The organism is Streptomyces sp. NBC_00510 (assembly GCA_036013505.1).
GTDB lineage: Bacteria > Actinomycetota > Actinomycetes > Streptomycetales > Streptomycetaceae > Actinacidiphila.
Genome location: CP107851.1, coordinates 4,171,568 through 4,194,038, shown reverse-complemented (window position 1 = coordinate 4,194,038; position 22,471 = coordinate 4,171,568). Strand labels below are relative to the sequence as shown.

The window sequence follows — 22,471 nt, the reverse complement described above, 5'->3', positions numbered from 1 at the left end:
CGGGAGGCCGCGCGGCGGGATCCCGTCCGGCCGGGCGGCGGCGGAGCGGGCTGCCGCGGCGGGCGCCGCCCGGTTACCTCCCCGTGGCACGCCTTCCCTAACCAGGGTGCGGGCACCCCCGGGATCGCGCGCGGCGTGCCCGTACGGGTACGCCGGTCCGCCCCACCGGGGGTGTGGGGCGGTCAGATCCGCTCGAGCACCTGGGCGAGCAGGCTGCCCATCCGCGCGGCGGAGTCGCGGCCGGCCTCCAGGACCTCCTCGTGGTTCAGCGGCTCGCCCGTCATGCCGGCGGCGAGGTTGGTCACCAGGGAGATGCCGAGCACCTCGGCGCCCGCCTCGCGGGCCGCGATGGCCTCCAGCGTGGTGGACATGCCGACGAGGTCGCCGCCGATGACCCGGACCATCTTGATCTCGGCCGGGGTCTCGTAGTGCGGGCCGGGGAGCTGGACGTAGACGCCCTCCTCCAGGGAGGGGTCGACCTCCTTGCACAGGGCGCGCAGCCGCGGCGAGTACAGGTCGGTGAGGTCGACGAAGTTGGCGCCGACGATCGGCGAGGCGGCCGTCATGTTGATGTGGTCGCTGATCAGCACGGCCTGGCCGGGACGGTAGGTGGGGCGCAGCCCGCCGCAGCCGTTGGTCAGGACGACGGTCTTGCAGCCGGCGGCCACGGCGGTGCGCACGCCGTGCGCGACGGTGGCGACGCCGTGGCCCTCGTAGAAGTGGTTGCGGCCCAGGAAGACCAGCGCCCGCTTGTCGCCGATCCGCACCGAGCGCACCTTGCCGGAGTGACCGGCCACGGCGGGCGGCGGGAAGCCCGGCAACTCGGTCACGTCGAACTCGTACTCGGCCTCGCCGAGGGCGTCGGCGGCCGGCACCCAGCCGGAGCCCATCACCAGGGCGACGTCGTGGGTCTCGCCGCCGGTCAGCTCGCGCAGCCGGGCGGCGGCGGCCGTGGCGGCGGCGTACGGGTCGCCCAGCGGGGTTCGGGCGGCGTGGGGAGTTGCGGAAGAGTTCACGCGGATGAGAGTAGCCGGTTCTCTCCTACGCGCGTAGACGTCCCAGGTCACGGTCTGCGAAATTTCGGAGGATCCGCCGATTGACGGGCCCTGCGGGACCTTCCGGACGTCCTGCGGCCGTCGTTGCCGGCGGGTCAGCAGGGACGCTTGCGCAGTTCCATGACGTAGTCGTGCGGGGCGCCCGCGGACTCCGCCGCGTCGGCGATCTCGCCGAGGTAGCGCGCGGACGGCAGGCCGCCCTCGTAGTCGTTGAGGACGTAGAGCCACGCGGGCACGTCGCCGTCGAGGGTGTGCACCCGTGCCATGTGGCGCCGGTAGATGCCCAGCGGGACACCCTCCCAGCGGTCCATCGGCTCCTCGTCGACCGGGGCGATGTCGTACAGCCCGACGAAGACCTGGTGCAGCGGGTCCTCCACCAGGGTGGCGAGCGCGCCCTCCCAGCCCATCTGCTCGCCGCCGAAGGTGAGGCGCCAGCCGCTGAGCCAGCCGGTGCCGCGCAGGGGCGAGTGCGGGGCGCGGCGCGTCATCAGCCGGGCGTCGAGGTTGCCGGCGTAGGCGGCGTAGAGCGACATGGTCATGAGAGTACGACAGCGGGGCACCGCCCCCGTAAGTGATCACTTGGCGCGTGCGGGACAATGGGGTACGTGACTCGGATCGTGATCATTGGTGGCGGACCCGGCGGATACGAAGCGGCCCTCGTGGCCAGCCAGCTGGGCGCGGAGGTGACCGTCGTCGACTGCGACGGTCTGGGCGGGGCTTCGGTGCTCACCGACTGCGTGCCGTCCAAGACCCTGATCGCGACGGCCGAGGTGATGACCACCTTCGACTCGTCGTACGAGGAACTGGGCATCATCGTGGCGGACGACACACCGCACATCGAGCAGGCCGCCCGGGTCGTCGGCGTCGACCTCGGCAAGGTCAACCGACGGGTGAAGCGCCTCGCGCTCGCCCAGTCCCACGACATCACCGCCTCCGTCACCCGTGCGGGCGCCCGGGTGATGCGCGGCCGCGGCCGGCTGGAGGGCATGCAGGCGATCGACGGCTCCCGCACGGTCATCGTCGAGGCGGCCGACGGCACTTCGGAGACCCTCACCGCCGACGCCGTCCTGATCGCCACCGGCGGCCGCCCCCGCGAGCTGCCCGACGCGAAGCCGGACGGCGAGCGGATCCTCAACTGGACGCAGGTGTACGACCTGGACGAGCTCCCCGAGGAGCTCATCGTGGTCGGCTCCGGTGTGACCGGCGCCGAGTTCGCCGGCGCGTACCAGGCCCTCGGCTCCAAGGTGACGCTCGTCTCCTCCCGCGACCGCGTCCTGCCCGGCGAGGACCCGGACGCGGCCGCCGTCCTGGAGGACGTCTTCCGCCGCCGCGGCATGAACGTCATGGCCCGCTCCCGTGCCGAGTCCGTCAAGCGGGTCGGCGACCGCGTCGAGGTCACCCTCTCCGACGGCCGGGTCATCACCGGCAGCCACTGCCTCATGGCGGTCGGCGCGATACCGAACACCGCCGCCATGGGCCTGGAGGGCGCGGGCGTCAAGCTCAAGGACTCCGGCCACATCTGGACCGACAAGGTCTCGCGCACCTCGGCCCCCGGCGTGTACGCGGCCGGTGACGTCACGGGCGTCTTCGCGCTCGCCTCGGTCGCGGCCATGCAGGGCCGGATCGCGATGTACCACTTCCTGGGCGAGACGGTCGGCCCGCTCAACCTCAAGACGGTCTCCTCGAACGTCTTCACCGATCCCGAGATCGCGACCGTCGGCTACACCCAGGCCGACGTCGACGCGGGCGTCATCGACGCACGGGTCGTCAAGCTCCCGCTGCTGCGCAACCCGCGCGCCAAGATGCAGGGCATCCGGGACGGCTTCGTGAAGCTGTTCTGCCGTCCGGGCACCGGCATCATCGTCGGCGGTGTGGTCGTCTCGCCGCGGGCGAGCGAACTCATCCACCCCATCTCGATCGCGGTCGACAACAATCTGACCGTCGAACAGATGGCGAACACCTACACGGTCTACCCGTCGCTGTCGGGCTCGATCGCCGAAGCCGCACGGCAGTTGGCGACCCGCAAGGCGGCCGGGGAGCTCTGAGACCCGCCTCCGGCGCAGGCCGGTCGTCAACCGAGCGAATGCCATTGTCTCTATAGCACGGGACGTCCGGCACTGCGAACAACTTCTGTTAATCGGTGCAAACTGCTGATAGCAGACGGTCATTGGCGTTACTGTCAGTTTCGTGTTCGCAGCAGAACGTCGCCAACTGATCCTCGAAATGGTGCGCGCCAACGGAGCGGTTTCGCTCCGTGAGCTCGCCCGCGTCGTCCAGACCTCGGAAGTGACCGTACGGCGTGACGTGCGGGCGCTGGAGGCAGAAGGACTGCTCGACCGCCGGCACGGCGGTGCGGTGCTGCCGGGGGGCTTCACCAGGGAGTCCGGCTTCCCGCAGAAATCCCATCTATCGACCGCGGAGAAGACGGCGATCGCCGATCTCGCGGCAGGTCTCGTCGAGGAGGGCGAGGCCATCGTCGTCGGCGCCGGCACGACCACCCAGGAGCTGGCACGCCGGCTCGCCCGGGTGCCGGGGCTGACCGTCGTCACCAACTCCCTGCTGGTGGCACAGGCCCTGGCGCACGCGAACCGGGTCGAGGTCGTCATGACCGGTGGCACGCTCCGCGGCTCCAACTACGCGCTGGTCGGCAGCGGCGCCGAACAGTCCCTGCAGGGGCTGCGGGTGTCGCGGGCCTTCCTGTCCGGGGCGGGACTGAGCGCGGAACGCGGGCTGTCCACGTCCAACATGCTCTCCGCCAGCGTCGACCGGGCCCTGGTCCAGGCGGCGGCGGAGGTCGTGGTCCTGGCCGACCACACCAAGCTGGGCACGGACACCATGTTCCAGACCGTGCCCACGGACCTGATCACGCATCTGGTCACGGACGAACCGCCGGCGGGCGACGACCGCGCCGCGACGGAGCTCCAGGCTCTGGCCGACCGCGGTGTCCAGGTCGCCGTCGCGTCGACCGACGGGGCGGACAACGGGATGCCCCACGGGCGGCAGCGACGGGAGATGCCGCCCGTGCCGGGACCCCGGCGCCATCAGCACCCTTCCGGCAACTATCCGGGCGGTACGGCTCCCGGCGAGCCGCGCGCCAGGGCCGCCGGCCAGTCGGGCGGCGGCGTGTCGGGCATGTCCCCGCTGCGCACCGCCCAACTGGCCGGGGAGCAGCAGGCCGCCCGGATCGCCGACCTGGCCCCGCGGCGCCGCTAGGGCCTGTCGTCGAATTGACGTCGGCCGCCCGGAGGGCGGGCCCAGCGGCTCCCCCAGCTCCGCTGGGAGGTGCCCCCAGGTGCGGTGCATCGCAAGGCGGAGAGTCGTCCTCGTAGTGGGCTACTCGGACGATTCGACAACGCAGCGTGGGGGCACCCCCGGCCGAAGGCTGGGGGAGTGCCGTGCCAGGCGCCGCGGGGCAGGCGGCAATTTGACGACTGGCCCTAGGGCCACACCTGGGCCGTCCCGGACGGAGAACGCCGCGGGCCCCAGCCGATCACCGGCTGGGGCCCGCGGCGTTCGTGCTGCCGTCCGCGGACGGGACGTCAGTCCTTGATCTCGCAGAGGAGGGCACCCGAGGAGACGGAGGAGCCGACGTCCGCGGTGAGGCCCTTGATGGTGCCGGCGCGGTGGGCGTTGATGGGCTGCTCCATCTTCATCGCCTCCAGCACCACGACGAGGTCGCCCTCGTTGACGTGCTGGCCCTCCTCGACGGCGATCTTGACGATCGTGCCCTGCATCGGGGAGGTCAGGGAGTCACCGGAGGCGGCGGAGCCGGCCTTCTTGGTGGCGCGGCGCTTGGGGCGGGCACCGCCGGCGGCGGCGGTGCGGGCCAAGGTCATGCCCAGTGAGGCGGGCAGGGAGACCTCCAGCCGCTTGCCGCCGACCTCGACCACCACGGTCTCGCGGCCGGGCTCGGCGTCCTCCTCGGCGTCGGCCGGGGCGGCGAAGGGCTTGATGTCGTTGACGAACTCGGTCTCGATCCACCGGGTGTGGACGGTGAACGGACCGGGCTTGCCGTGGACCTCGGGCGCGAAGGCGGGGTCGGCGACCACCGCGCGGTGGAACGGGATGGCGGTGGCCATGCCCTCGACCTGGAACTCGGCCAGGGCGCGCGCGGCGCGCTGCAGGGCCTGCTGCCGGGTGGCGCCGGTGACGACCAGCTTGGCCAGCAGGGAGTCCCAGGCGGGGCCGATCACGCTGCCGGCCTCGACACCCGCGTCCAGACGCACACCGGGGCCGGTGGGCGCGTCGAAACGGGTGACGGTGCCGGGGGCGGGGAGGAAGCCCCGGCCGGGGTCCTCGCCGTTGATGCGGAACTCGAACGAGTGGCCGCGCAGCGGCGGGTCGTCGTAGCCGAGCTCCTCGCCGTCGGCGACGCGGAACATCTCGCGGACCAGGTCGATGCCGGTGACCTCCTCGGTGACCGGGTGTTCGACCTGCAGACGGGTGTTCACCTCCAGGAAGGAGATGGTGCCGTCCGTGCCGACCAGGAACTCGCAGGTGCCGGCACCGACGTAGCCGGCCTCCTTGAGGATGGCCTTGGACGCCGCGTACAGCTGGGCGTTCTGCTCCGGGGTCAGGAAGGGCGCGGGGGCCTCCTCCACCAGCTTCTGGTGGCGGCGCTGCAGGGAGCAGTCCCGGGTGGAGACGACCACGACGTTGCCGTGGCTGTCGGCCAGGCACTGGGTCTCCACGTGCCGGGGCTTGTCGAGGTAGCGCTCGACGAAGCACTCGCCGCGGCCGAAGGCGGCGACGGCCTCGCGGACGGCCGACTCGTACAGCTCGGGGACCTCGTCCAGGGTGCGGGCGACCTTCAGGCCGCGGCCGCCGCCGCCGAAGGCGGCCTTGATCGCGATCGGCAGGCCGTGCTCGCGCGCGAAGGCCACGACCTCGTCGGCGCCCGACACGGGGTCGGGGGTGCCGGCGACCAGGGGCGCTCCGGCGCGCTGGGCGATGTGGCGGGCGGCGACCTTGTCGCCGAGGTCACGGATGGCCTGCGGCGGGGGGCCGATCCAGGTGAGCCCGGCGTCCAGGACGGCCTGGGCGAAGTCGGCGTTCTCCGACAGGAAGCCGTAGCCGGGGTGGACGGCGTCGGCCCCGGACTCGGCTGCGGCCGCCAGCACCTTGGAGATGTCCAGGTAACTGGTGGCCGGGGTGTCACCGCCCAGCGCGTACGCCTCATCGGCCACGCGCACATGCAGCGCGTCCCGGTCCGGCTCCGCGTAGACGGCCACGCTGGCGATCCCGGCATCCCGGCAGGCACGGGCGACGCGGACTGCGATTTCACCGCGGTTGGCGATGAGCACCTTGCGCACGATGGCTCCCTCCTTGAAACAAGCAGAGTTTAGGTACTGGCGACACTTCGTGCCGAGGCACCCCTGGGGGTGAGCTTGCCCACACGGAGGGTGATACGGGCCCCCATTCGGGACCCGGATGCCTTGGCTTCCTACGGTAAAGCCCCATTTATCCCGGTGCTTGAGGCCCTGGGGTGTGGGCCGGGTCACCGTCCTCCACCGTGACCGACGTGGCGCTTTTTTTGTGGGAACTCCACGAAGGCCCGGGGAAATCTTTGCCGGACCGGCGCCCCATACGGGTGGTGCCGCGCGGACTCTTGCCGCAACTCCTACCCGTTAGTAGCGTTCGGCCCACGAAATACCGCCGGTAATGGGGTCCTGGGACAGGGGGCGCGCAGTGCGCAGAAGTGTCGCCGTGGCGGCGGCTGTGTTGTTGGTCCTGGAGGCGTTCGGGTTCGCCTTCGTCAACTGGATCATGGGCATAGCCGTGCGCCACCAGCAGATGTCCCTGGCCGGGCTCGATCCGGACGCCATGGCGGTGGGCGCGTGGGCGGCCGGTGTGCTGATGGCGCTCTTCCTCATCGGGTGCGCGGTCGTCCTCGTCCGCATGGCGCAGCGCGACCGGGCGCCGGGCCGCTTCGGCCGGATCGTGCTCATCGTGTGCGCGGTGACCCACGCGGTCCTGGGCGCGGGCCTGGCGGCCCCGGTGGGCTGGGCAGCGTTCGTGGGGATGATGGTGATCCTGGGGTTCGTGGTGCTCGCCCTGGTGCTCTACGCGGGGGAGGAGGCCCCGGCCGCCGGTCCGGCCCCGGGTCCGGGCGACGAGCCCGGCGGGACCACGCCCCCGCCGCCGGTGGCCCCCGCCGCCGTCTGACCGGGCCGACCGGTCGGACCGGTCAGACCCAGAAGTCGGTGATGCGCAGGTCCAGCTCGGCGAGCAGACGGCGCAGCAGCGGCAGCGAGATGCCGATGACGTTGCCGTGGTCGCCCTCGATGCCCTCGACGAACGGCGCGGAACGGCCGTCGAGGGTGAAGGCGCCGGCCACGTACAGCGGCTCGCCCGAGGCGACGTAGGCGGCGATCTCGTCGTCGTCCGGGGTGCCGAACCGCACCGTGGTGGAGGCGGTGGCCGAGACCCGGCGGCCGGTGGCGAGGTCGATGACGCAGTGACCGGTCCGCAGCACACCGGAGCGGCCGCGCATGGACTTCCAGCGGGCCGTGGCGTCCTCGGCGTCGACCGGCTTGCCCAGCGCCTGGCCGTCCAGGTCCAGGACGGAGTCGCAGCCGACGACCACCTCGCCGTCGGAGAGCTGGGCCGCGACCACCGAGGCCTTGGCCTCGGCCAGCACCCGGGCCAGCTCGGCGGGCGTGTCCGCGCTGATCGCGTCCTCGTCGACGCCGCTGACGACGACCCGCGGGTCGAGCCCGGCCTGCTTCAGCAGTCCCAGGCGCGCGGGGGAGGCAGAGGCGAGGACGAGCGGGCGGGGGCTGCGGCTGCTGTCGGTCATGCCCGTCATCGTAGTCAGCCGCGCCAGGCCACCAGGGCCGTGATCAGGGGGACGGCGACGGCGATCACGATCATCGCGCGGCGCAGCATCGCCTGCGCCTGCCGCATCTCCTCGGGGGGTTCGTCGGACGGGTCTGACCACAGCATGCCGTCCAGGTTGCGCCGTGGCGGACGCCCGCGCCTGAGTACGGATACTCAGGCGCGGGCGGGCATGCGGACCATTTCCGTCCGCTCCGTGCTCAGTGCGGCCAGTAGGTGGCGCGCCAGGCCGCCGGCGCCGGGCGCAGCATCCGGCCGGGGACGTTGCGCGCGGGGGAGGCCCACTCGTCGGACGCCCGCGGGCCGTCGGCGGGCCCCGCGGCCGCCGCGGCCCGGGCCTGGACGAGGGCCACGACGGCCGCCAGCTCCTCGGGGGTCGGGTTGCCCCGTTCGACCTTGATCACCATGGCTGGGCGCGCTCCTTACAGGGGGATGTTGCCGTGCTTCTTGGGGGGCAGGCTCTCGCGCTTGTTGCGCAGCGTCCGCAGCGCCTTCACCAGGTGCGTGCGGGTCTCCGAGGGCAGGATCACGCCGTCGACGTAGCCGCGCTCCGCGGCGACGTAGGGGTTGAGCAGGGTGTCCTCGTACTCCTGCATCAGCTGGGCGCGCAGCGCCTCCGCCTCCTCCGGGGAGCCCGCCTCGGCCAGGGTCCGGCGGTGCAGGATGTTGACGGCGCCCTGGGCGCCCATGACGGCGATCTGGGCGGTCGGCCAGGCCAGGTTGAGGTCGGCGCCCAGGTGCTTGGAGCCCATGACGTCGTAGGCGCCGCCGAACGCCTTGCGCGTGATGACGGTGATCAGCGGGACCGTGGCCTCGGCGTAGGCGTAGATCAGTTTGGCGCCGCGCCGGATGATGCCGTTCCACTCCTGGTCGGTGCCGGGCAGGAAGCCGGGGACGTCGACGAAGGTGACGACCGGGACGTTGAAGCTGTCGCAGGTGCGGACGAAACGCGCCGCCTTCTCGCTGGCGTTGATGTCCAGGCAGCCGGCGAACTGCATCGGCTGGTTGGCGACGACGCCGACCGGGTGGCCCTCGATCCGGCCGAAGCCGGTGACGATGTTGGGCGCGAACAGCGCCTGGGTCTCCAGGAACTCGCCGTCGTCCAGGACGTGCTCGATGACCTGGTGCATGTCGTACGGCTGGTTCGCCGAGTCCGGGATCAGGGTGTCGAGCTCGAGGTCCTGCGCCGACACCTCCGGCTCCGCCTCCTGCGGGAAGGCCGGGGCCTCCTGGAGGTTGTTGGACGGCAGGTAGGACAGCAGCGCCTTGACGTACTCGATGGCGTCCTTCTCGTCGCCGGCCATGTGGTGCGCGTTGCCGGACACGGTGTTGTGCGAACGGGCGCCGCCCAGTTCCTCGAAGCCGACGTCCTCACCGGTGACGGTCTTGATGACGTCCGGGCCGGTGATGAACATGTGCGAGGTCTGGTCGACCATCACCACGAAGTCGGTGATGGCGGGGGAGTAGACCGCGCCGCCCGCGCAGGGGCCCAGGATCAGCGAGATCTGCGGGATGACGCCGGAGGCGTGGGTGTTGCGGCGGAAGATCTCGCCGTACAGGCCGAGCGAGGTGACGCCCTCCTGGATGCGCGCGCCCCCGGAGTCGTTGATGCCGATGACCGGGCAGCCGGTCTTCAGCGCCCAGTCCATGACCTTGACGATCTTCTCGCCGTAGACCTCGCCGAGCGCGCCGCCGAACACGGTGAAGTCCTGCGAGAAGACCGCCACCGGGCGGCCGTCCACGGTGCCGTAGCCGGTGACGACGCCGTCCCCGTAGGGGCGGTTCTTCTCCAGGCCGAAGTTGGTCGAGCGGTGCCGGGCCAGCTCGTCCAGTTCGACGAAGGAGCCCTCGTCCAGCAGCAGTTCGATGCGCTCACGCGCGGTCAGCTTGCCCTTGGCGTGCTGCTTCTCCACCGCGCGCGCCGAGCCGGCGTGGGTCGCCTCGTCAACGCGGCGGCGCAGGTCCGCGAGCTTCCCCGCGGTGGTGTGGATGTCGATCTCCGGCTCGGCCATGGGAGGCGGCTCTCCTGCTCTCGTCGGGTCGTGCTGAGGGTGTGACGTGACTGGCGAGTAATGCTGTTTTCGTAGCGTAACCGCGCGGATGCTGCCCGGTCAGTGCGGCGTTGGCCACACTCCACTCCCAGGGTCCGCCTTCCCGGCCGCCGCGTCGTCCCGGGCCCCGGCGGGCACGTCCGCGGCGATCCGGAGGGCAGACCCTAGGCTGGGAGGTATGACCTCGAACCGCTGGTCCGACCTCGAGCGGCCGCCGCTCAAGGCGGCCGCCCTGCGCCGCGCGATCGTCACCCCCGACAGCCTGTGGACCGACCTGGACGTGGTCGACTCCACCGGCTCCACCAACAGCGACCTGGGCGCCCGGGCCCGGGAGGGCGCCGCCGAGGGCGCGGTGCTGGTCGCCGAGGAGCAGTCCGCGGGGCGCGGCCGCCTGGACCGCCAGTGGCAGGCCCCCGCCCGCTCCGGGCTGTTCTTCTCCGTGCTGCTGCGGCCGACCTCCGTCCCGCCCCGGCGCTGGGGCTGGCTGCCCCTGCTGGCCGGTGTGGCGACGGCCACCGCCGTGGCGCGGACGGCGGGCGTGGACACCGGGCTGAAGTGGCCCAACGACGTGCTCGTCACCGTCGACGGCGAGGAACGGAAGACCGGCGGCATCCTCGCCGAGCGCGTCGGCGACGACGCCGTGGTGATCGGCATCGGCCTCAACGTCACCCTCCGCGAGGAGGAGCTGCCGGTCCCCGCCGCGGGCTCGCTCATGCTCGCCGGGGCCAAGGTCACCGACCGCGACCCGCTGCTGCGCGCGGTGCTGCGTTCCGTGGCCGACTGGTACGGCGAGTGGCTGCGCGCCGACGGCGATCCGGCCGGCTCCCGGCTGCAGCAGGCGTACGCCGCCGGCTGCGTGACGCTCGGCCGCACCGTGCGCGCCGAACTCCCCGGCGGGGGCGAGGTCGGCGGGCGGGCGGTGGCCGTCGACGACGACGGGCGGCTGGTCGTCGCGACCGGCGAGGGCGAGCGGGCGGTCGCCGCGGGCGACGTCGTCCACGTGCGGCCGGCGGGACAGTGAGCCAGGCCACACCTGCCGTATTGTTGAGGCGGCAGCCTCCGACGCGGTGATCGGAAGGGCCGGTGGGCAGGGACCCAGGAGGGGGCGGGCGGTGACCGTGGACGACGCGAGCGACCTCCCGCCGCACGAAGAGCCGGGCGGGCCTCGTCGCGAACACGCGGAACACGAGGACTACGACGAGCGCGAGGAGCCCGAGGAACGGGGCGGATCCGCCCGGTCCCACGCCATCGAAGAGGACCCGATCGCACTGCGCCTGGAGCACCTGATCCTGGGCTCCGGACGGCACTACACACCCTTTCAGGCGGCCCGCAGCGCCGGCGTCTCCATGGACCTCGCCGCCCGGTTCTGGCGCGCGATGGGCTTCGCCGACATCGGCCAGGCACGCGCGCTGACCGAGGCCGACGTCCTGGCGCTGCGCCGTCTGGCCGGTCTGGTCGAGGCCGGGCTGATCAGCGAGAGCACGGCGATCCAGGTCGCCCGCTCCACCGGCCAGACCACGGCCCGGCTGGCCGAGTGGCAGACCGACTCCTTCCTGGAGGAGCTCACCGAGCCGCCCGAACCCGGCATGACCCGGGGCGAGGTGGCCTATCCGCTGGTCGAGCTGCTGCTGCCGGAGCTGGAGGAGTTCCTCACCTACGTGTGGCGGCGCCAGCTCGCCGCCGCCACCAGCCGGGTCGTCCGCTCGGACGACGAGGAGGCCGTCGACCGCCGGCTGGCGGTCGGCTTCGCCGACCTCGTCGGCTTCACCCGGCTCACCCGGCGGCTGGAGGAGGAGGAACTCGGCGAGCTGGTCGAGGCCTTCGAGACCACGGCCGCCGACCAGGTGGCCGCGCACGGCGGACGGCTCATCAAGACCCTCGGTGACGAAGTGCTGTTCGTCGCGGACGACGCCGGCACGGCCGCCGAGATCGGCATGCGGCTGATCGAGACGATGAACGGCGACGAGACGATGCCGGCGCTGCGCGTCGGCATGGCCTTCGGCACCGTCACGACCCGCATGGGCGACGTCTTCGGCACCACGGTGAACCTGGCGAGCCGGCTGACCTCGATAGCGCCACGGGACGCGGTGCTCGTCGACGGCGAGCTGGCGCAGGCGCTCGTCGCGGCGGGCGAGGCACCCGAGTCGGAGGCGGAGATCGAGCCCGGGTCGGAGGAGAAGTACCGCTTCGGGCTGCAGCCCATGTGGCGGCGGCCGGTGCGCGGTCTCGGCGTGGTCGAGCCCTGGCTGCTGAACCGCCGGGGCGGCTGAGCGGGCACGCCCACTACGCTGGCGGTCGACGGTTCACGATCGTTAACAGCGACCCGGAGGTGGCGGCGCGATGGCCGAGCAGCGGTTTGGCGAGTGGGTGGCGGTACGCAGGCACGGTGACGCCGGGCGGGTGGCGGAACTGGTGCTGGACCGGCCCAAGGCGATGAACGCCATCTCGACGGACATGGCCCGGGCGGTCACCGAGGCGTGCGCGGCGCTGTCCGCCGACCGGTCGGTCAGCTGTGCCGTGCTCACCTCGACCCATGAGCGGGCGTTCTGCGTGGGCGCCGACCTGAAGGAGCGCAACTCCTTCACCGACGCCGACCTCGCGCGGCAGCGCCCGTACACGCGGGCCGCCTACACGGCCGTGCTGGAACTGCCGATGCCGTCCGTGGCCTCGGTGCACGGCTTCGCCCTCGGCGGCGGGTACGAGCTGGCGCTGGCGTGCGACGTGATCGTCGCCGACCCGACGGCCGTCGTGGGGCTGCCGGAGGTCACGGTGGGCGTGATCCCCGGTGGCGGCGGCACGCAGTTGCTGCCGCGCCGGGTGGGCGCGGCCCGGGCGGCGCAGCTGATCTTCACCGGGCGCCGGGTGCCCGCGGCGGAGGCGCTGGCGCTGGGTCTGGTGGACGTGCTCGCGGAGGAGGGCCAGGACCGTGTGGAGGCGCTCGGCCTGGCCTCGCGGATCGCCGGGAACTCGCCGGTGGGCCTGCGTGCGGCCAAGCGGGCGCTGCGGCTGGGCCAGGGTACGGACCTGCGGACCGGGCTGGACGTCGAGGACGCCGCGTGGCGCACGGTCGCCTTCTCCGGGGACCGCACCGAGGGTGTCGCGGCCTTCAACGAGAAGCGCGACCCGGTGTGGCCGGGTGAGTGATTGAGGCGGAAAACGACCGCGCCGACGGGCGCGTAACGTGCGGGGCCGTGCGAACGTCGCAAACTGGTAAAAAGTCTGCGGGCGACAGGAGACGGGCGCATGAACGGCACCGGCGGGGACGCTCGACTGCGCGCCGTCGCCGAACTCGCGCGGGCGGTGGCGGCGGCGAAGTCGCCCATGGAGGCGGTCGTCGCCGCCGCGTCCTCGGCACGGTTCGCCCTCGGCGGTTCCATGGCGGCGATCTCCCGCTGGGAGCGCGACCGGGGGCGGCTGCGGGTGCTGGTCAACGACGGGGACCTGGCGCCCGGCGAGGAGCCGCAGCCCGTCGAGGAGGTGTACTCGGTCGCGGACTTCCCGGAGATCGTGGAGTTCCTGCACGCGAAGTGGACCGAGGGCGGCGAGCCGCACGCCTGGATCGAGACGGCCGAGGGCCCGGCGGAGGGCCGTACCGGTGCCTACTGCCACCAGCGGGTGGCCACGCTGCGGCGGCGCGGCCGTACCTCCTGCGTCGTCGCGCCGATCATGCTGCACGGGCTCGCCTGGGGCGAGCTGTACGTGGCCCGGGGCGCCGGGCGGCCGGTCTTCGACCGGGACGACGCCGAGTTCGCGACCGTGCTCGCGGCGCTCACCGCGGCCGGGATCGCCCAGACCGAGCGGCTGGCGGAGGTGCGCCGGCTGGCCTTCACCGACCCGCTGACCGGGCTGGCCAACCGGCGGGCGGTCGACCAGCGGCTGGAGGAGGCGGTGGAACGGCACCGGGCCGACGGGACCCCGGTGAGCCTGATGGTCTGCGACCTCAACGGGCTCAAACGGGTCAACGACCAGCTCGGGCACGCGGTCGGCGACCGGCTGCTGGTCGGCTTCGGCTCCGTGCTGTCGCTGTGCGGGGCCGCCCTGCAGGGCAGCCTGGTGGCGCGGCTGGGCGGCGACGAGTTCTGCCTGCTGTCGGTCGGGCACCGCGCGGAGCAGGTCGTGGTGGTCGCCGAGGAGCTGTGCGTGCGGACCAAGTGGCTGGGGCTGGGCGACGGGGTGGCGGTCGGGGTGGCCTCCACGGACGCCGAGATCGGCGTGGTGACCTCGGGGCGCCGGCTGTTCCGGCTGGCGGACGCGGCCCAGTACCGGGCGAAGGCCCTGCACTCGGTGGAGCCGGTGGTCGCCGGGCGCGGGGCGCCCGAGGACCCGGTGGTCCGGCTCGCCGACCAGCCCGCGGGCCACGACGTGGAGCGGCGCCGCTTCCGGGGGCGGGACTGAAGCCCGCCCGGGGCCCGGGGAGCGGACCATGGGACGGGCCGGCGGGTGCGGCGAGGGCCGCGCGGAAGAGGCCCGTCCGGCACGTGACAGGTAGCGATTCAGTCCGTAGGGTTCGTGAATATGAGTATGCATAACGTGGTGATCGGGGCCCACGGGGCCGCGGCGGAGGACGTGCTGGCGGTGGCCCGCGGTGGCGCGCGGGTCGAGCTGTCTGCGGAGGCGCTGGCCGGGATCGCCGCGGCGCGCGAGGTCGTGGAGGCCCTGGCGGCGAAACCGGAGCCGGTCTACGGCGTCTCGACGGGCTTCGGCGCGCTCGCGGTGCGGCACATCAGCCCCGAGCTGCGCGCGCAGCTGCAGCGCAGCCTGGTGCGCTCGCACGCCGCCGGCATGGGCCCGCACGTGGAGCGCGAGGTGGTGCGCGCGCTGATGTTCCTGCGGCTGAAGACGCTGGCCTCCGGCCGTACCGGTGTCCGTCCGGTCGTCGCCGAGACGATGGCCGCGCTGCTCAACGCGGGCATCACCCCCGTCGTCCACGAGTACGGCTCCCTGGGCTGCTCCGGCGACCTGGCACCGCTCTCGCACTGCGCGCTGGTCCTGATGGGCGAGGGCGAGGCGGAGGGCCCCGACGGCGTCGTGCGCCCCTCCGCGGAGCTGCTGGCCAAGCACGGCATCGAGCCCGTCGAGCTGCGCGAGAAGGAGGGCCTGGCCCTCATCAACGGCACCGACGGCATGCTCGGCATGCTCGTCATGGCCATCGACGACCTGCGCCGGCTGTTCACCGCCGCAGACGTCACCGCCGCGCTGTCGATGGAGGCGCTGCTGGGCACGGACAAGGTGCTCGCCCCCGAGCTCCACGCGATCCGCCCGCACCCCGGCCAGGCGGCCAGCGCCGAGAACATGCGCCGTGTGCTCGCCGGCTCCGGGCTCACCGGGCACCACCAGGACGACGCCCCGCGGGTCCAGGACGCGTACTCGATCCGCTGCGCCCCGCAGGTGGCCGGCGCCGGCCGGGACACCGTGACGCACGCCATGACGGTCGCCGACCGCGAGCTGGTCTCCGCCGTCGACAACCCGGTCGTCTTCGCTGGGGGCACCTCCCAGGCCGAAGGCTCTGGGGGAGGGAGGGTGGAGTCCAACGGCAACTTCCACGGCGCCCCCGTCGCCTACGTGCTGGACTTCCTGGCCATCGCGGCGGCCGACCTCGGGTCGATAGCGGAGCGGCGCACCGACCGGCTGCTGGACAAGAGCCGTTCGCACGGCCTGCCCGCCTTCCTGGCCGACGACCCGGGCGTGGACTCCGGCCTGATGATCGCCCAGTACACGCAGGCCGCGCTGGTCAGCGAGAACAAGCGGCTCGCGGTCCCGGCCTCGGTGGACTCCATCCCGTCCTCGGCGATGCAGGAGGACCACGTGTCGATGGGCTGGTCGGCCGCGCGCAAGCTGCGGCAGGCGGTGGACAACCTGGCCCGGATCGTGGCGGTCGAGCTGATGGCCGCGTCGCGCGCCGTCGAGCTGCGCGTGCAGGGCAGCGAGGTACTGGTGGCCGCCCCGGCGACCCAGGCCGTGGTGAAGGCGGCGCGCGAGGCCGGAGTGGGCGGACCCGGTCCGGACCGCTTCCTGTCCCCGGACCTGGAGGCGGCGTACGACTTCGTGCGCGGCGGCGGTCTGGTGGCGGCGGCCGAGTCGGTCACCGGCCCGCTCGCCTGACACTGACCCCGACCAGAACCCGCCCGCCCCGGCCTCCGGCCGGGGCGGGCGGGTTCTGGTCCGACAGGGCCTAGTACATCTCGCGGGCTCGGCGGCTCGCGTTGATCACGAGCGCCGCGCCCAGACCGAGGAAGGCGGTGCCGCCGACCAGGTACGGCGTGGTGTCGACGCTGCCGGTGTCCGCCAGGTGCTGTCCCTGGTCGGTGCCCGACCCGGTGGTGGCGGTCGAAACGGACGACTGCGCGCTCGTGTTCGCCGTGTGCTCGGCACTGGCGGACGCGTTGGGCACGAAGTACAGGGCGCCGAGGACGGCGGCAGCCGTGACGGCGACGAAAGCGGGTGGACGGTGCGAGGTCAACGGATCCCCCAGCGGTTGCGGCGACTTGACCGTGAAGGCCGATGGTAGTGAGACAACCGCCGCTGAGGGAAGTTCGACCCCGGAACCGGAGCTTCCGCGGGTTCCCGGAGGGCCGCCGCGGGTATCCTTCCGCGCCGGAAGCGGACTGCCTGCGCAACGGGGGCCGTTCCCCCGCATACGCTCCGTCACATGAGCACTACTGACATCCCCACCGGGGAGAGCGGGCCGCGCTACGTGCGGCTCCAGGTGGAGCTGGTCCTGGAGATCACCGGGTCCGGCGAGCTGACCGACGCCGCGCTGGACCAGATCGGCGGCGACGAGTACATGCCGGACGACGAGCGGCAGCACGCCGAGGCGTCGGTGCGGCAGGACGAGTCGGAGGCGCTGGCCTACCTGGTCGATCCGTTCGACCTGGTCACCAGCGTGCCGGGGATCGAACTGGTGCAGGCGTCCTGGTCCTGTGCCCACACCGAGTACGACCCCGACTCCGACGAGTGGGACCTCTACGACGACGAGGCCGACGACGAGGTGGACGACGAGGTGGACGAAGCCGACATCGAGGAGGAGGAACCGCAGGGACGCTGAACGCGTCTTCGGCAGTGCGTGACTCACCCGCCCCGGGCCCCTCACGGGTCCGGGGTTTCGCACGGGCCGCGTGACCGCGCCCATGTCACGTGCGTCACGCACGTGTTCTTCCCCACACTTCCCGGGGTGGGGGAACGGACCAAAGACCCTGGCAGTTCCTGGACGTACGAGTGAGGCTCGATCGAGGGCCGTGGCCCGCGACGCACGCGGGCCGGGGGAAACGCGTACCGGAAGACATTGGAGATCTGTGTGAAGCGCGCCGAGACCGGCACAGCCACCGACACGAGTCCCTCGCGCAAGCGGCGAGCCGGGCTGGCAGCTCTGGCGCTGCTCGCCGTCGGGGCGATCACGCTGACCGCCTGCGGGGGAGACAAGGCGGGCACGGCCGGTTCCGACAACAACGCCAAGTCGCAGGCCTCGGTCGACGAGCAGGCGGCCAAGGACTCCTCGGACGCCCGAATATCGATCACCCCGAAGACCGGCGCCAGCGACGTCAGCATCAACACGGGCGCCAAGGTGCAGGTGACCGACGGTGAGCTCACCAGCGTCACCATGACCTCGGTCGCCGACGGCTCCGACGTCAAGGGCACGATCTCCGCGGACGGCTCGAGCTGGGCGCCCGACGGCCCGCTGAAGCGGGAGACCCAGTACAAGATCGCCGCCAAGGCGGAGGACGGCAAGGGCCGCAAGGCCGCCGAGAACTCCACCTTCACCACGGTCACCTCCGCGCACAGCTTCATCGGCTACTACACGCCCGAGAACGGCCAGACCGTCGGCGTGGGCATGCCGGTCTCGATCAACTTCACCAAGGCGATCGAGGACAAGAAGGCCGTCCAGTCGGCGATCGCGGTGACCTCCAGCAGCGGCCAGGAGGTCGTCGGCCACTGGTTCAACTCCACCCGGCTCGACTTCCGCCCCGAGTCCTACTGGCAGGCCGGCTCCACCGTCACCCTCAAGCTGAACCTCGACGGCGTCGAGGGCTCCTCCGGCGTCTACGGCGTCCAGGAGAAGACCGTCAGCTTCAAGATCGGTCGCAGCCAGGTCTCGACGGTCGACGCCTCGACCCACCGGATGAAGGTCGTGCGCGACGGCAAGGTCATCCGCGACATCCCGATCTCCGCAGGCTCGGACGAGAACACCACCTACAACGGCCAGATGGTGATGTCGGAGAAGTTCACCGAGACCCGGATGAACGGCGCCACCGTCGGCTTCACCGACGACGACGGCAAGGGCGAGTACGACATCAAGGACGTGCCGCACGCGATCCGCCTGACCACGTCCGGCACCTTCATCCACGGCAACTACTGGGGCGCCGACTCGGTGTTCGGCGCCGTCAACACCAGCCACGGCTGCGTGGGCCTGAACGACACCAAGGGCGCCAAGGACACCTCCACCGACGCCTACTGGTTCTACACGAACTCGATCGTCGGCGACGTCGTGATCGTGAAGAACTCCAAGGACAAGACCGTCGACCCGGCGAACGGCCTCAACGGCTGGAACATGAACTGGAGCGCCTGGAAGGCCGGCAGCGCGGTCTGAGACCGCTCCCGCCCCGGACGGCGGCAGGGGCCCGGAACCTCATGGTTCCGGGCCCCTGTGGCGTCCTTGGCGCCCTCCTCGGGCGGGCCGTCAGTCCTTCGTGCCGTCCACGATGACCGGGGAGCCGTTCGCGCCCGTGCCGCAGGGCACCGCGTACACGGGGTTGGACTTCGCGGCCTCGCGGTAGGCGTCCAGGCACTGGTTGTAGAGCACCTTGTCGCTCAGCGACCGCGCGATGATCCGGTTGGCGCTCGCGATGCCCTCCGCCTCGATCCGCTTGCGCTCCGCCTCGGCCTTGGCCGTCCTGGCCGCCTCGGTGGCCCGCTCGGTGGCCTGCTGCTGCTGGATCTTCTTGTCGATCTGCTCCTGCAACTGGTCGGAGGGCCGCACGTTGCGCAGGTTCACCGCGGTGACGTCGATGCCGCGCGGGGCGAGGCGCTGCTTGATCAGGGCGTCGATCTCCGACCCGATCCGCTCGCGGCCGGAGGCGTACCCCTCCTCGCTGCTGTGCTTGGCGAAGACGTTGCGGATGATCTCGCGGCTGTCCGGCATCACCAGCCGCGACTGGATGGCCTCCTCGTTGCCCGCCAGCCGGTAGAGCTCGACGGCCTTGGCCGGCACCACGGCCCACTTGATGGTCACGTCGGCGTAGAGCACCCCGCCCTGCGAGGAGCGCACCTCGACCACGTCCTTGTCGTGCAGATCGAGGTCGACCGGGCGCGTGGAGAACGACGTGACGTCGGTGAACGGCGACCTGAAGTGGATGCCGGAGGTCAGCGGGGAGCCGACCTTGCCGAAGGTCACCGGGACGCCGACTTCGTAGGCGCTCACGACGTGGACGCACGCGAAGACGCCGGCCAGCACGCCCGCCAGGGCGCTGAGCGCCGCTCCCAGCTTCCAGCCGACGGAGCTCTGGCCCCGGGCGACGAAGAACAGCACGACCGCCGCCATGAGCAGCAGGATGGACAGCACGAACACAGGGATCCCCCTCCGGAACACGGACCGGCGCCGCCCCCCGGCCGCGCCGCGCAGCGCATCGTAACGGCCCGAGGTGACGGTTCCGTACGTCGTGTGACGAGCCGTGACGAGCTGTTGCGAGGCTGTTGCCGGGCCCGGACGCAGGCCCTGGAGTGGGCGCCGCGGGGGCTACCGCGTCCGCAGCGCCTGGGGGTCGTCCAGGACCGAGCGCACCACGCTGTACGCCGCCCCGAGCAGCACGCCCTCGCGGCCCAGCCGGGACACCCGCACGGCGTCCGCGCGCCATTGACGGTCCGTCACGCGGCGGCCCAGCTCGCGTTCGACGGCCGAGCGCAGCCACGGCGCCAGCGAGGCCAGCGTGCCGCCCAGCACGACGGCCTGCGGGTCCAGCAGGTTCACCGCGCCGCTCAGCGCGATCCCGAAGGCCTGCCCGGCGGCCGCGAGCGCCTTCAACGCCGCCGGGTCGCCCTCCACGGCGGCCGCCTGGAGGGCCTTGAGCGCGTCCGGCCGCTCCGGGGCGATGCCCGCGGCGCGCAGCACGGCCTCCTCGCCCGCGTACTGCTCCAGGCAGCCGCGGGCCCCGCAGGAGCAGCGCGGGCCCGTCGGGTGCACGGGCACGTGGCCGAGCTCCCCGGCGAAGCCGCGCGCCCCGCGGAACAACCGGCCGTCGACGACCAGCGCCGCGCCGATGCCGATCTCCGCCGAGACGTGCACGAAGTCGGTGACGCCCTCGTGGCCGCCCAGCCAGAGCTCGGCGAGGGCGCCGAGGTTGGCCTCGTTCTCGACGGTGACCGGGATGCGGGCTCCGGAGAGGCCGTCGTCGCCGGCCCGGTCGAACCAGCCCGCGGCGTCGACGTCCTCCCAGCCGAGGTTCGGCGCCCGCATCACGACCTGCCGGTCCCGGCCGACCAGGCCCGGCACGGCGAGCGTCAGTCCGGCCGCGCTCAGTCCGGCGGCCCGCGCCTCCCGCCGCACCTCGCCGACGAGCGCCGCGAGTTCGCGCAGCACCTCCGGCGCCGGACGGCCGCGGTTGTCCGCCTCGACACGGGCCCGGGCGCGCACGGTGCCGCGCAGGTCGACCGCGACGGCGGCGAGGTGGTCCACCCCGACCTCGGCGCCGAGGCCCGCCGGACCGGTGTCGTTCAGCGCCAGGGCGGTGCCGGGGCGGCCGACCGTGCCGGGGCGCTGGGTGCCCAGCTCCACCAGCAGGCCGGCCGCGAGCAGCTCGTCGACGAGGGTCGACACGGTGGCCCGGGTCAGCCCGACCTCGGCGGCGACGGCCGCGCGCGAGACCTCGCCGTGTTCCGCCACGGCTCGCATCACCAGCGCCAGATTCCGCCGTCGCAACCCCGCCTGCGACCCCGGCCCTTCCGCCACGCCCCGGTCCCCTTCCGCTCTCGTCCGTCATCCGTCCTGGTCAACGTCGTCCTGCCCCCACCCTCGCACGCCCCGCCCGGCGGCCGGACCCCGGGCGGGGCGACCGGCTCACCGCACGTCGAAGGAGTCGGCCAGCGCCGCCGCGAGGCGGTCGCGCGCGGCGTCGTCTCGCGGGACGGGGTCGTAGGAGGGGCCGGCCGTGGTGTCCCAGCGGCGGGCGACGGCCTGCGGGGACTCCCCGGTGAGCAGGCCGGCGGCCTGCGCGGCCGCGCCCAGCGCGACCAGCTCGTCCGCGACGGGGATCCGGACGGCCCGCCCCGACAGACGCCGCACGGTCTCCCGCCACGCCGTTCCGCGGGCGCCGCCGCCGATGAGCAGCAGGGGCTCGTCCGAGGTGGTGCCGTCGACCGCGAGCACCTGGTCGAGTGCGGTGAGCAGGGCGTACGCCGCGCCGTCGTACGCGGCCTGGAGGATCTGCCCGGGGGTGGTGTCGTGCCGCAGCCCGGTGAGCAGCCCGGAGGCGTACGGCAGGTTGGGGGTGCGCTCGCCGTCGAGGAAGGGCAGCAGGACCGTGCCGCCGCCCGGCTCGACCGCCTCGCGGTCCAGGGAGAGCAGCCCCGCGATCTTGTCGACGGCGAGGGTGCAGTTGAGGGTGCACGCCAGCGGCAGCCAGTCGCCGTGCCCGCCCGCGAAGCCGGCGACGATGCCGCTGGGGTCGGTGGGCCGGGTGGCGGCGGGGGTGTAGACCGTGCCGGAGGTGCCGAGGCTCAGCGCGGGCTGACCGGGGAGGAGCCCGAGGCCGAGGGCCGCGGCGGCGTTGTCGCCGGTGCCCGCGCCGACCAGGACGCCCTCGCGCAGCGGCAGCCCGGGCAGGGTGACCCCCGCGGCCTCGCCGGGGCCCAGGACCCTGGGCAGCAGGGCCGGGTCGAGGCCGATCTCGGCGAGCAGCGCCTCGTCGTACGTCTCGGTGTCCGTGGCCCACCAGCCGGTGCCGGAGGCGTCGCCCCGGTCGGTGACGCCGGCGCCGCCGAGCCGCTCGGTGAGGAAGTCGTGCGGGAGGCGCACGGCCGCGGCGGCCTTGGCGGTCTCCGGCTCGTGCTCGGTGAGCCAGGCCCACTTGGTCACGGTGAAGCTCGTGCCGGGCACGCTGCCGAATCGCTCCGCCCAGTACGCGGCGCCGTGCCGCTCCACCAGCGCGGCGGCCTGCGGGGCGGACCGCACGTCGTTCCAGAGCAGGGCGGGCCGCAGGGGCCTGCCGACCGGGTCGAGGACGACCAGGCCGTGCTGCTGGCCGCCGACCGAGATGGCGTCGGCGCGCTCCGCGTACGGCCCGATCTGGGCGAGGGCGGCGCCGAGCGCACGCCACCACACCTCGGGGTCGGTCTCGCGGCCGGCGCCCTCACTCACTGTGTGCCGGGCCTGTCCCCTGGCCAGCACCTCGCCCGTCTCCACGTCGACTGCGAGCACCTTGGTCGACTGGGTGGAGCTGTCCACACCCAGCGCGATCGGTCCGTTACCCATCCTGCGGCTCCCTTCACAAAGCGGCGATGGCATATTAATTTGTTCAGTGGTCTTACGAATAGGAGCCG

21 protein-coding genes are annotated in these 22,471 nt (G+C 72.9%); 10 read left to right on the top strand and 11 right to left on the bottom strand.

What is annotated here, in order from left to right:
- Positions 1-182: 182 nt before the first annotated feature.
- Together OG937_18510 and OG937_18505 are read right to left on the bottom strand one after the other, a co-directional pair.
- Positions 183-1,016 (bottom strand): purine-nucleoside phosphorylase, encoded by an 834-nt coding sequence (locus OG937_18510; GenBank protein WUD73531.1) that lies wholly within the window; start codon positions 1,014-1,016, stop codon positions 183-185.
- A gap of 134 nt (positions 1,017-1,150) precedes the next feature.
- Positions 1,151-1,588 (bottom strand): gamma-glutamylcyclotransferase, encoded by a 438-nt coding sequence (locus OG937_18505; protein WUD73530.1) that lies wholly within the window; start codon positions 1,586-1,588, stop codon positions 1,151-1,153.
- 63 nt (positions 1,589-1,651) lie between these two features.
- On the opposite strand from OG937_18505, the gene OG937_18500 reads away from it, so the two are divergent.
- Both OG937_18500 and OG937_18495 read left to right on the top strand, forming a co-directional pair.
- Positions 1,652-3,100 (top strand): NAD(P)H-quinone dehydrogenase, encoded by a 1,449-nt coding sequence (locus OG937_18500; GenBank protein WUD73529.1) that lies wholly within the window; start codon positions 1,652-1,654, stop codon positions 3,098-3,100.
- A gap of 142 nt (positions 3,101-3,242) precedes the next feature.
- A complete protein-coding gene (locus OG937_18495) occupies positions 3,243-4,268 on the top strand; it encodes a DeoR/GlpR family DNA-binding transcription regulator (protein WUD73528.1) in 1,026 nt (341 codons plus the stop codon).
- 326 nt (positions 4,269-4,594) lie between these two features.
- Here the strand turns inward: OG937_18495 and OG937_18490 are convergent, their stop codons facing one another.
- Positions 4,595-6,367 (bottom strand): ATP-grasp domain-containing protein, encoded by a 1,773-nt coding sequence (locus tag OG937_18490; protein ID WUD73527.1) that lies wholly within the window; start codon positions 6,365-6,367, stop codon positions 4,595-4,597.
- 394 nt (positions 6,368-6,761) lie between these two features.
- On the opposite strand from OG937_18490, the gene OG937_18485 reads away from it, so the two are divergent.
- Positions 6,762-7,220: a hypothetical protein gene (locus OG937_18485; GenBank protein ID WUD73526.1), complete on the top strand. Its 459-nt coding sequence runs from the start codon at positions 6,762-6,764 to the stop codon at positions 7,218-7,220.
- Between the two features lie 22 nt (positions 7,221-7,242).
- On the opposite strand, the gene OG937_18480 is transcribed toward OG937_18485, so the two are convergent.
- The 4 genes from OG937_18480 to OG937_18465 all read right to left on the bottom strand — a co-directional run bounded on the left by OG937_18480 (position 7,243) and on the right by OG937_18465 (position 9,904).
- On the bottom strand, positions 7,243-7,854 hold the full coding sequence (locus OG937_18480) for a Maf-like protein (GenBank protein ID WUD73525.1): 612 nt from the start codon (positions 7,852-7,854) through the stop codon (positions 7,243-7,245).
- Between the two features lie 14 nt (positions 7,855-7,868).
- Positions 7,869-8,000: a hypothetical protein gene (locus OG937_18475; protein WUD73524.1), complete on the bottom strand. Its 132-nt coding sequence runs from the start codon at positions 7,998-8,000 to the stop codon at positions 7,869-7,871.
- A gap of 92 nt (positions 8,001-8,092) precedes the next feature.
- A complete protein-coding gene (locus OG937_18470) occupies positions 8,093-8,299 on the bottom strand; it encodes an acyl-CoA carboxylase subunit epsilon (protein ID WUD73523.1) in 207 nt (68 codons plus the stop codon).
- 15 nt (positions 8,300-8,314) lie between these two features.
- Positions 8,315-9,904 (bottom strand): acyl-CoA carboxylase subunit beta, encoded by a 1,590-nt coding sequence (locus tag OG937_18465; protein WUD73522.1) that lies wholly within the window; start codon positions 9,902-9,904, stop codon positions 8,315-8,317.
- 217 nt (positions 9,905-10,121) lie between these two features.
- On the opposite strand from OG937_18465, the gene OG937_18460 reads away from it, so the two are divergent.
- The 5 genes from OG937_18460 (at position 10,122) to hutH (ending at position 16,045) form a co-directional block, all read left to right on the top strand.
- On the top strand, positions 10,122-10,964 hold the full coding sequence (locus OG937_18460) for a biotin--[acetyl-CoA-carboxylase] ligase (protein WUD73521.1): 843 nt from the start codon (positions 10,122-10,124) through the stop codon (positions 10,962-10,964).
- 226 nt (positions 10,965-11,190) lie between these two features.
- Entirely contained in the window at positions 11,191-12,213 is a 1,023-nt protein-coding gene (locus tag OG937_18455) for an adenylate/guanylate cyclase domain-containing protein (protein WUD78805.1), read from the top strand.
- A gap of 70 nt (positions 12,214-12,283) precedes the next feature.
- Positions 12,284-13,087, top strand: coding sequence for an enoyl-CoA hydratase-related protein (locus OG937_18450; protein ID WUD73520.1), 804 nt, complete (start codon positions 12,284-12,286; stop codon positions 13,085-13,087).
- Between the two features lie 99 nt (positions 13,088-13,186).
- Positions 13,187-14,338, top strand: a complete 1,152-nt coding sequence (locus OG937_18445; GenBank protein WUD73519.1) for a GGDEF domain-containing protein — start codon at positions 13,187-13,189, stop codon at positions 14,336-14,338.
- A 126-nt stretch (positions 14,339-14,464) separates the two neighbouring features.
- Positions 14,465-16,045: a histidine ammonia-lyase gene (gene hutH / locus OG937_18440; protein ID WUD78804.1), complete on the top strand. Its 1,581-nt coding sequence runs from the start codon at positions 14,465-14,467 to the stop codon at positions 16,043-16,045.
- A 70-nt stretch (positions 16,046-16,115) separates the two neighbouring features.
- On the opposite strand, the gene OG937_18435 is transcribed toward hutH, so the two are convergent.
- Positions 16,116-16,403: a hypothetical protein gene (locus OG937_18435; protein WUD73518.1), complete on the bottom strand. Its 288-nt coding sequence runs from the start codon at positions 16,401-16,403 to the stop codon at positions 16,116-16,118.
- A 189-nt stretch (positions 16,404-16,592) separates the two neighbouring features.
- Between OG937_18435 and OG937_18430 the strand changes: the two genes are divergently transcribed.
- Entirely contained in the window at positions 16,593-16,988 is a 396-nt protein-coding gene (locus tag OG937_18430) for a hypothetical protein (GenBank protein WUD73517.1), read from the top strand.
- A gap of 249 nt (positions 16,989-17,237) precedes the next feature.
- On the top strand, positions 17,238-18,527 hold the full coding sequence (locus OG937_18425) for an Ig-like domain-containing protein (protein ID WUD73516.1): 1,290 nt from the start codon (positions 17,238-17,240) through the stop codon (positions 18,525-18,527).
- 90 nt (positions 18,528-18,617) lie between these two features.
- Here OG937_18425 and OG937_18420 read toward each other — a convergent pair whose 3' ends face one another.
- The 3 genes from OG937_18420 to xylB all read right to left on the bottom strand — a co-directional run bounded on the left by OG937_18420 (position 18,618) and on the right by xylB (position 22,403).
- Positions 18,618-19,505, bottom strand: a complete 888-nt coding sequence (locus tag OG937_18420; protein ID WUD73515.1) for a prohibitin family protein — start codon at positions 19,503-19,505, stop codon at positions 18,618-18,620.
- A gap of 168 nt (positions 19,506-19,673) precedes the next feature.
- On the bottom strand, positions 19,674-20,825 hold the full coding sequence (locus tag OG937_18415) for an ROK family protein (GenBank protein ID WUD78803.1): 1,152 nt from the start codon (positions 20,823-20,825) through the stop codon (positions 19,674-19,676).
- 165 nt (positions 20,826-20,990) lie between these two features.
- A complete protein-coding gene (xylB, locus tag OG937_18410; protein WUD73514.1) occupies positions 20,991-22,403 on the bottom strand; it encodes a xylulokinase in 1,413 nt (470 codons plus the stop codon).
- Between the last annotated feature and the right edge of the window lie 68 nt (positions 22,404-22,471).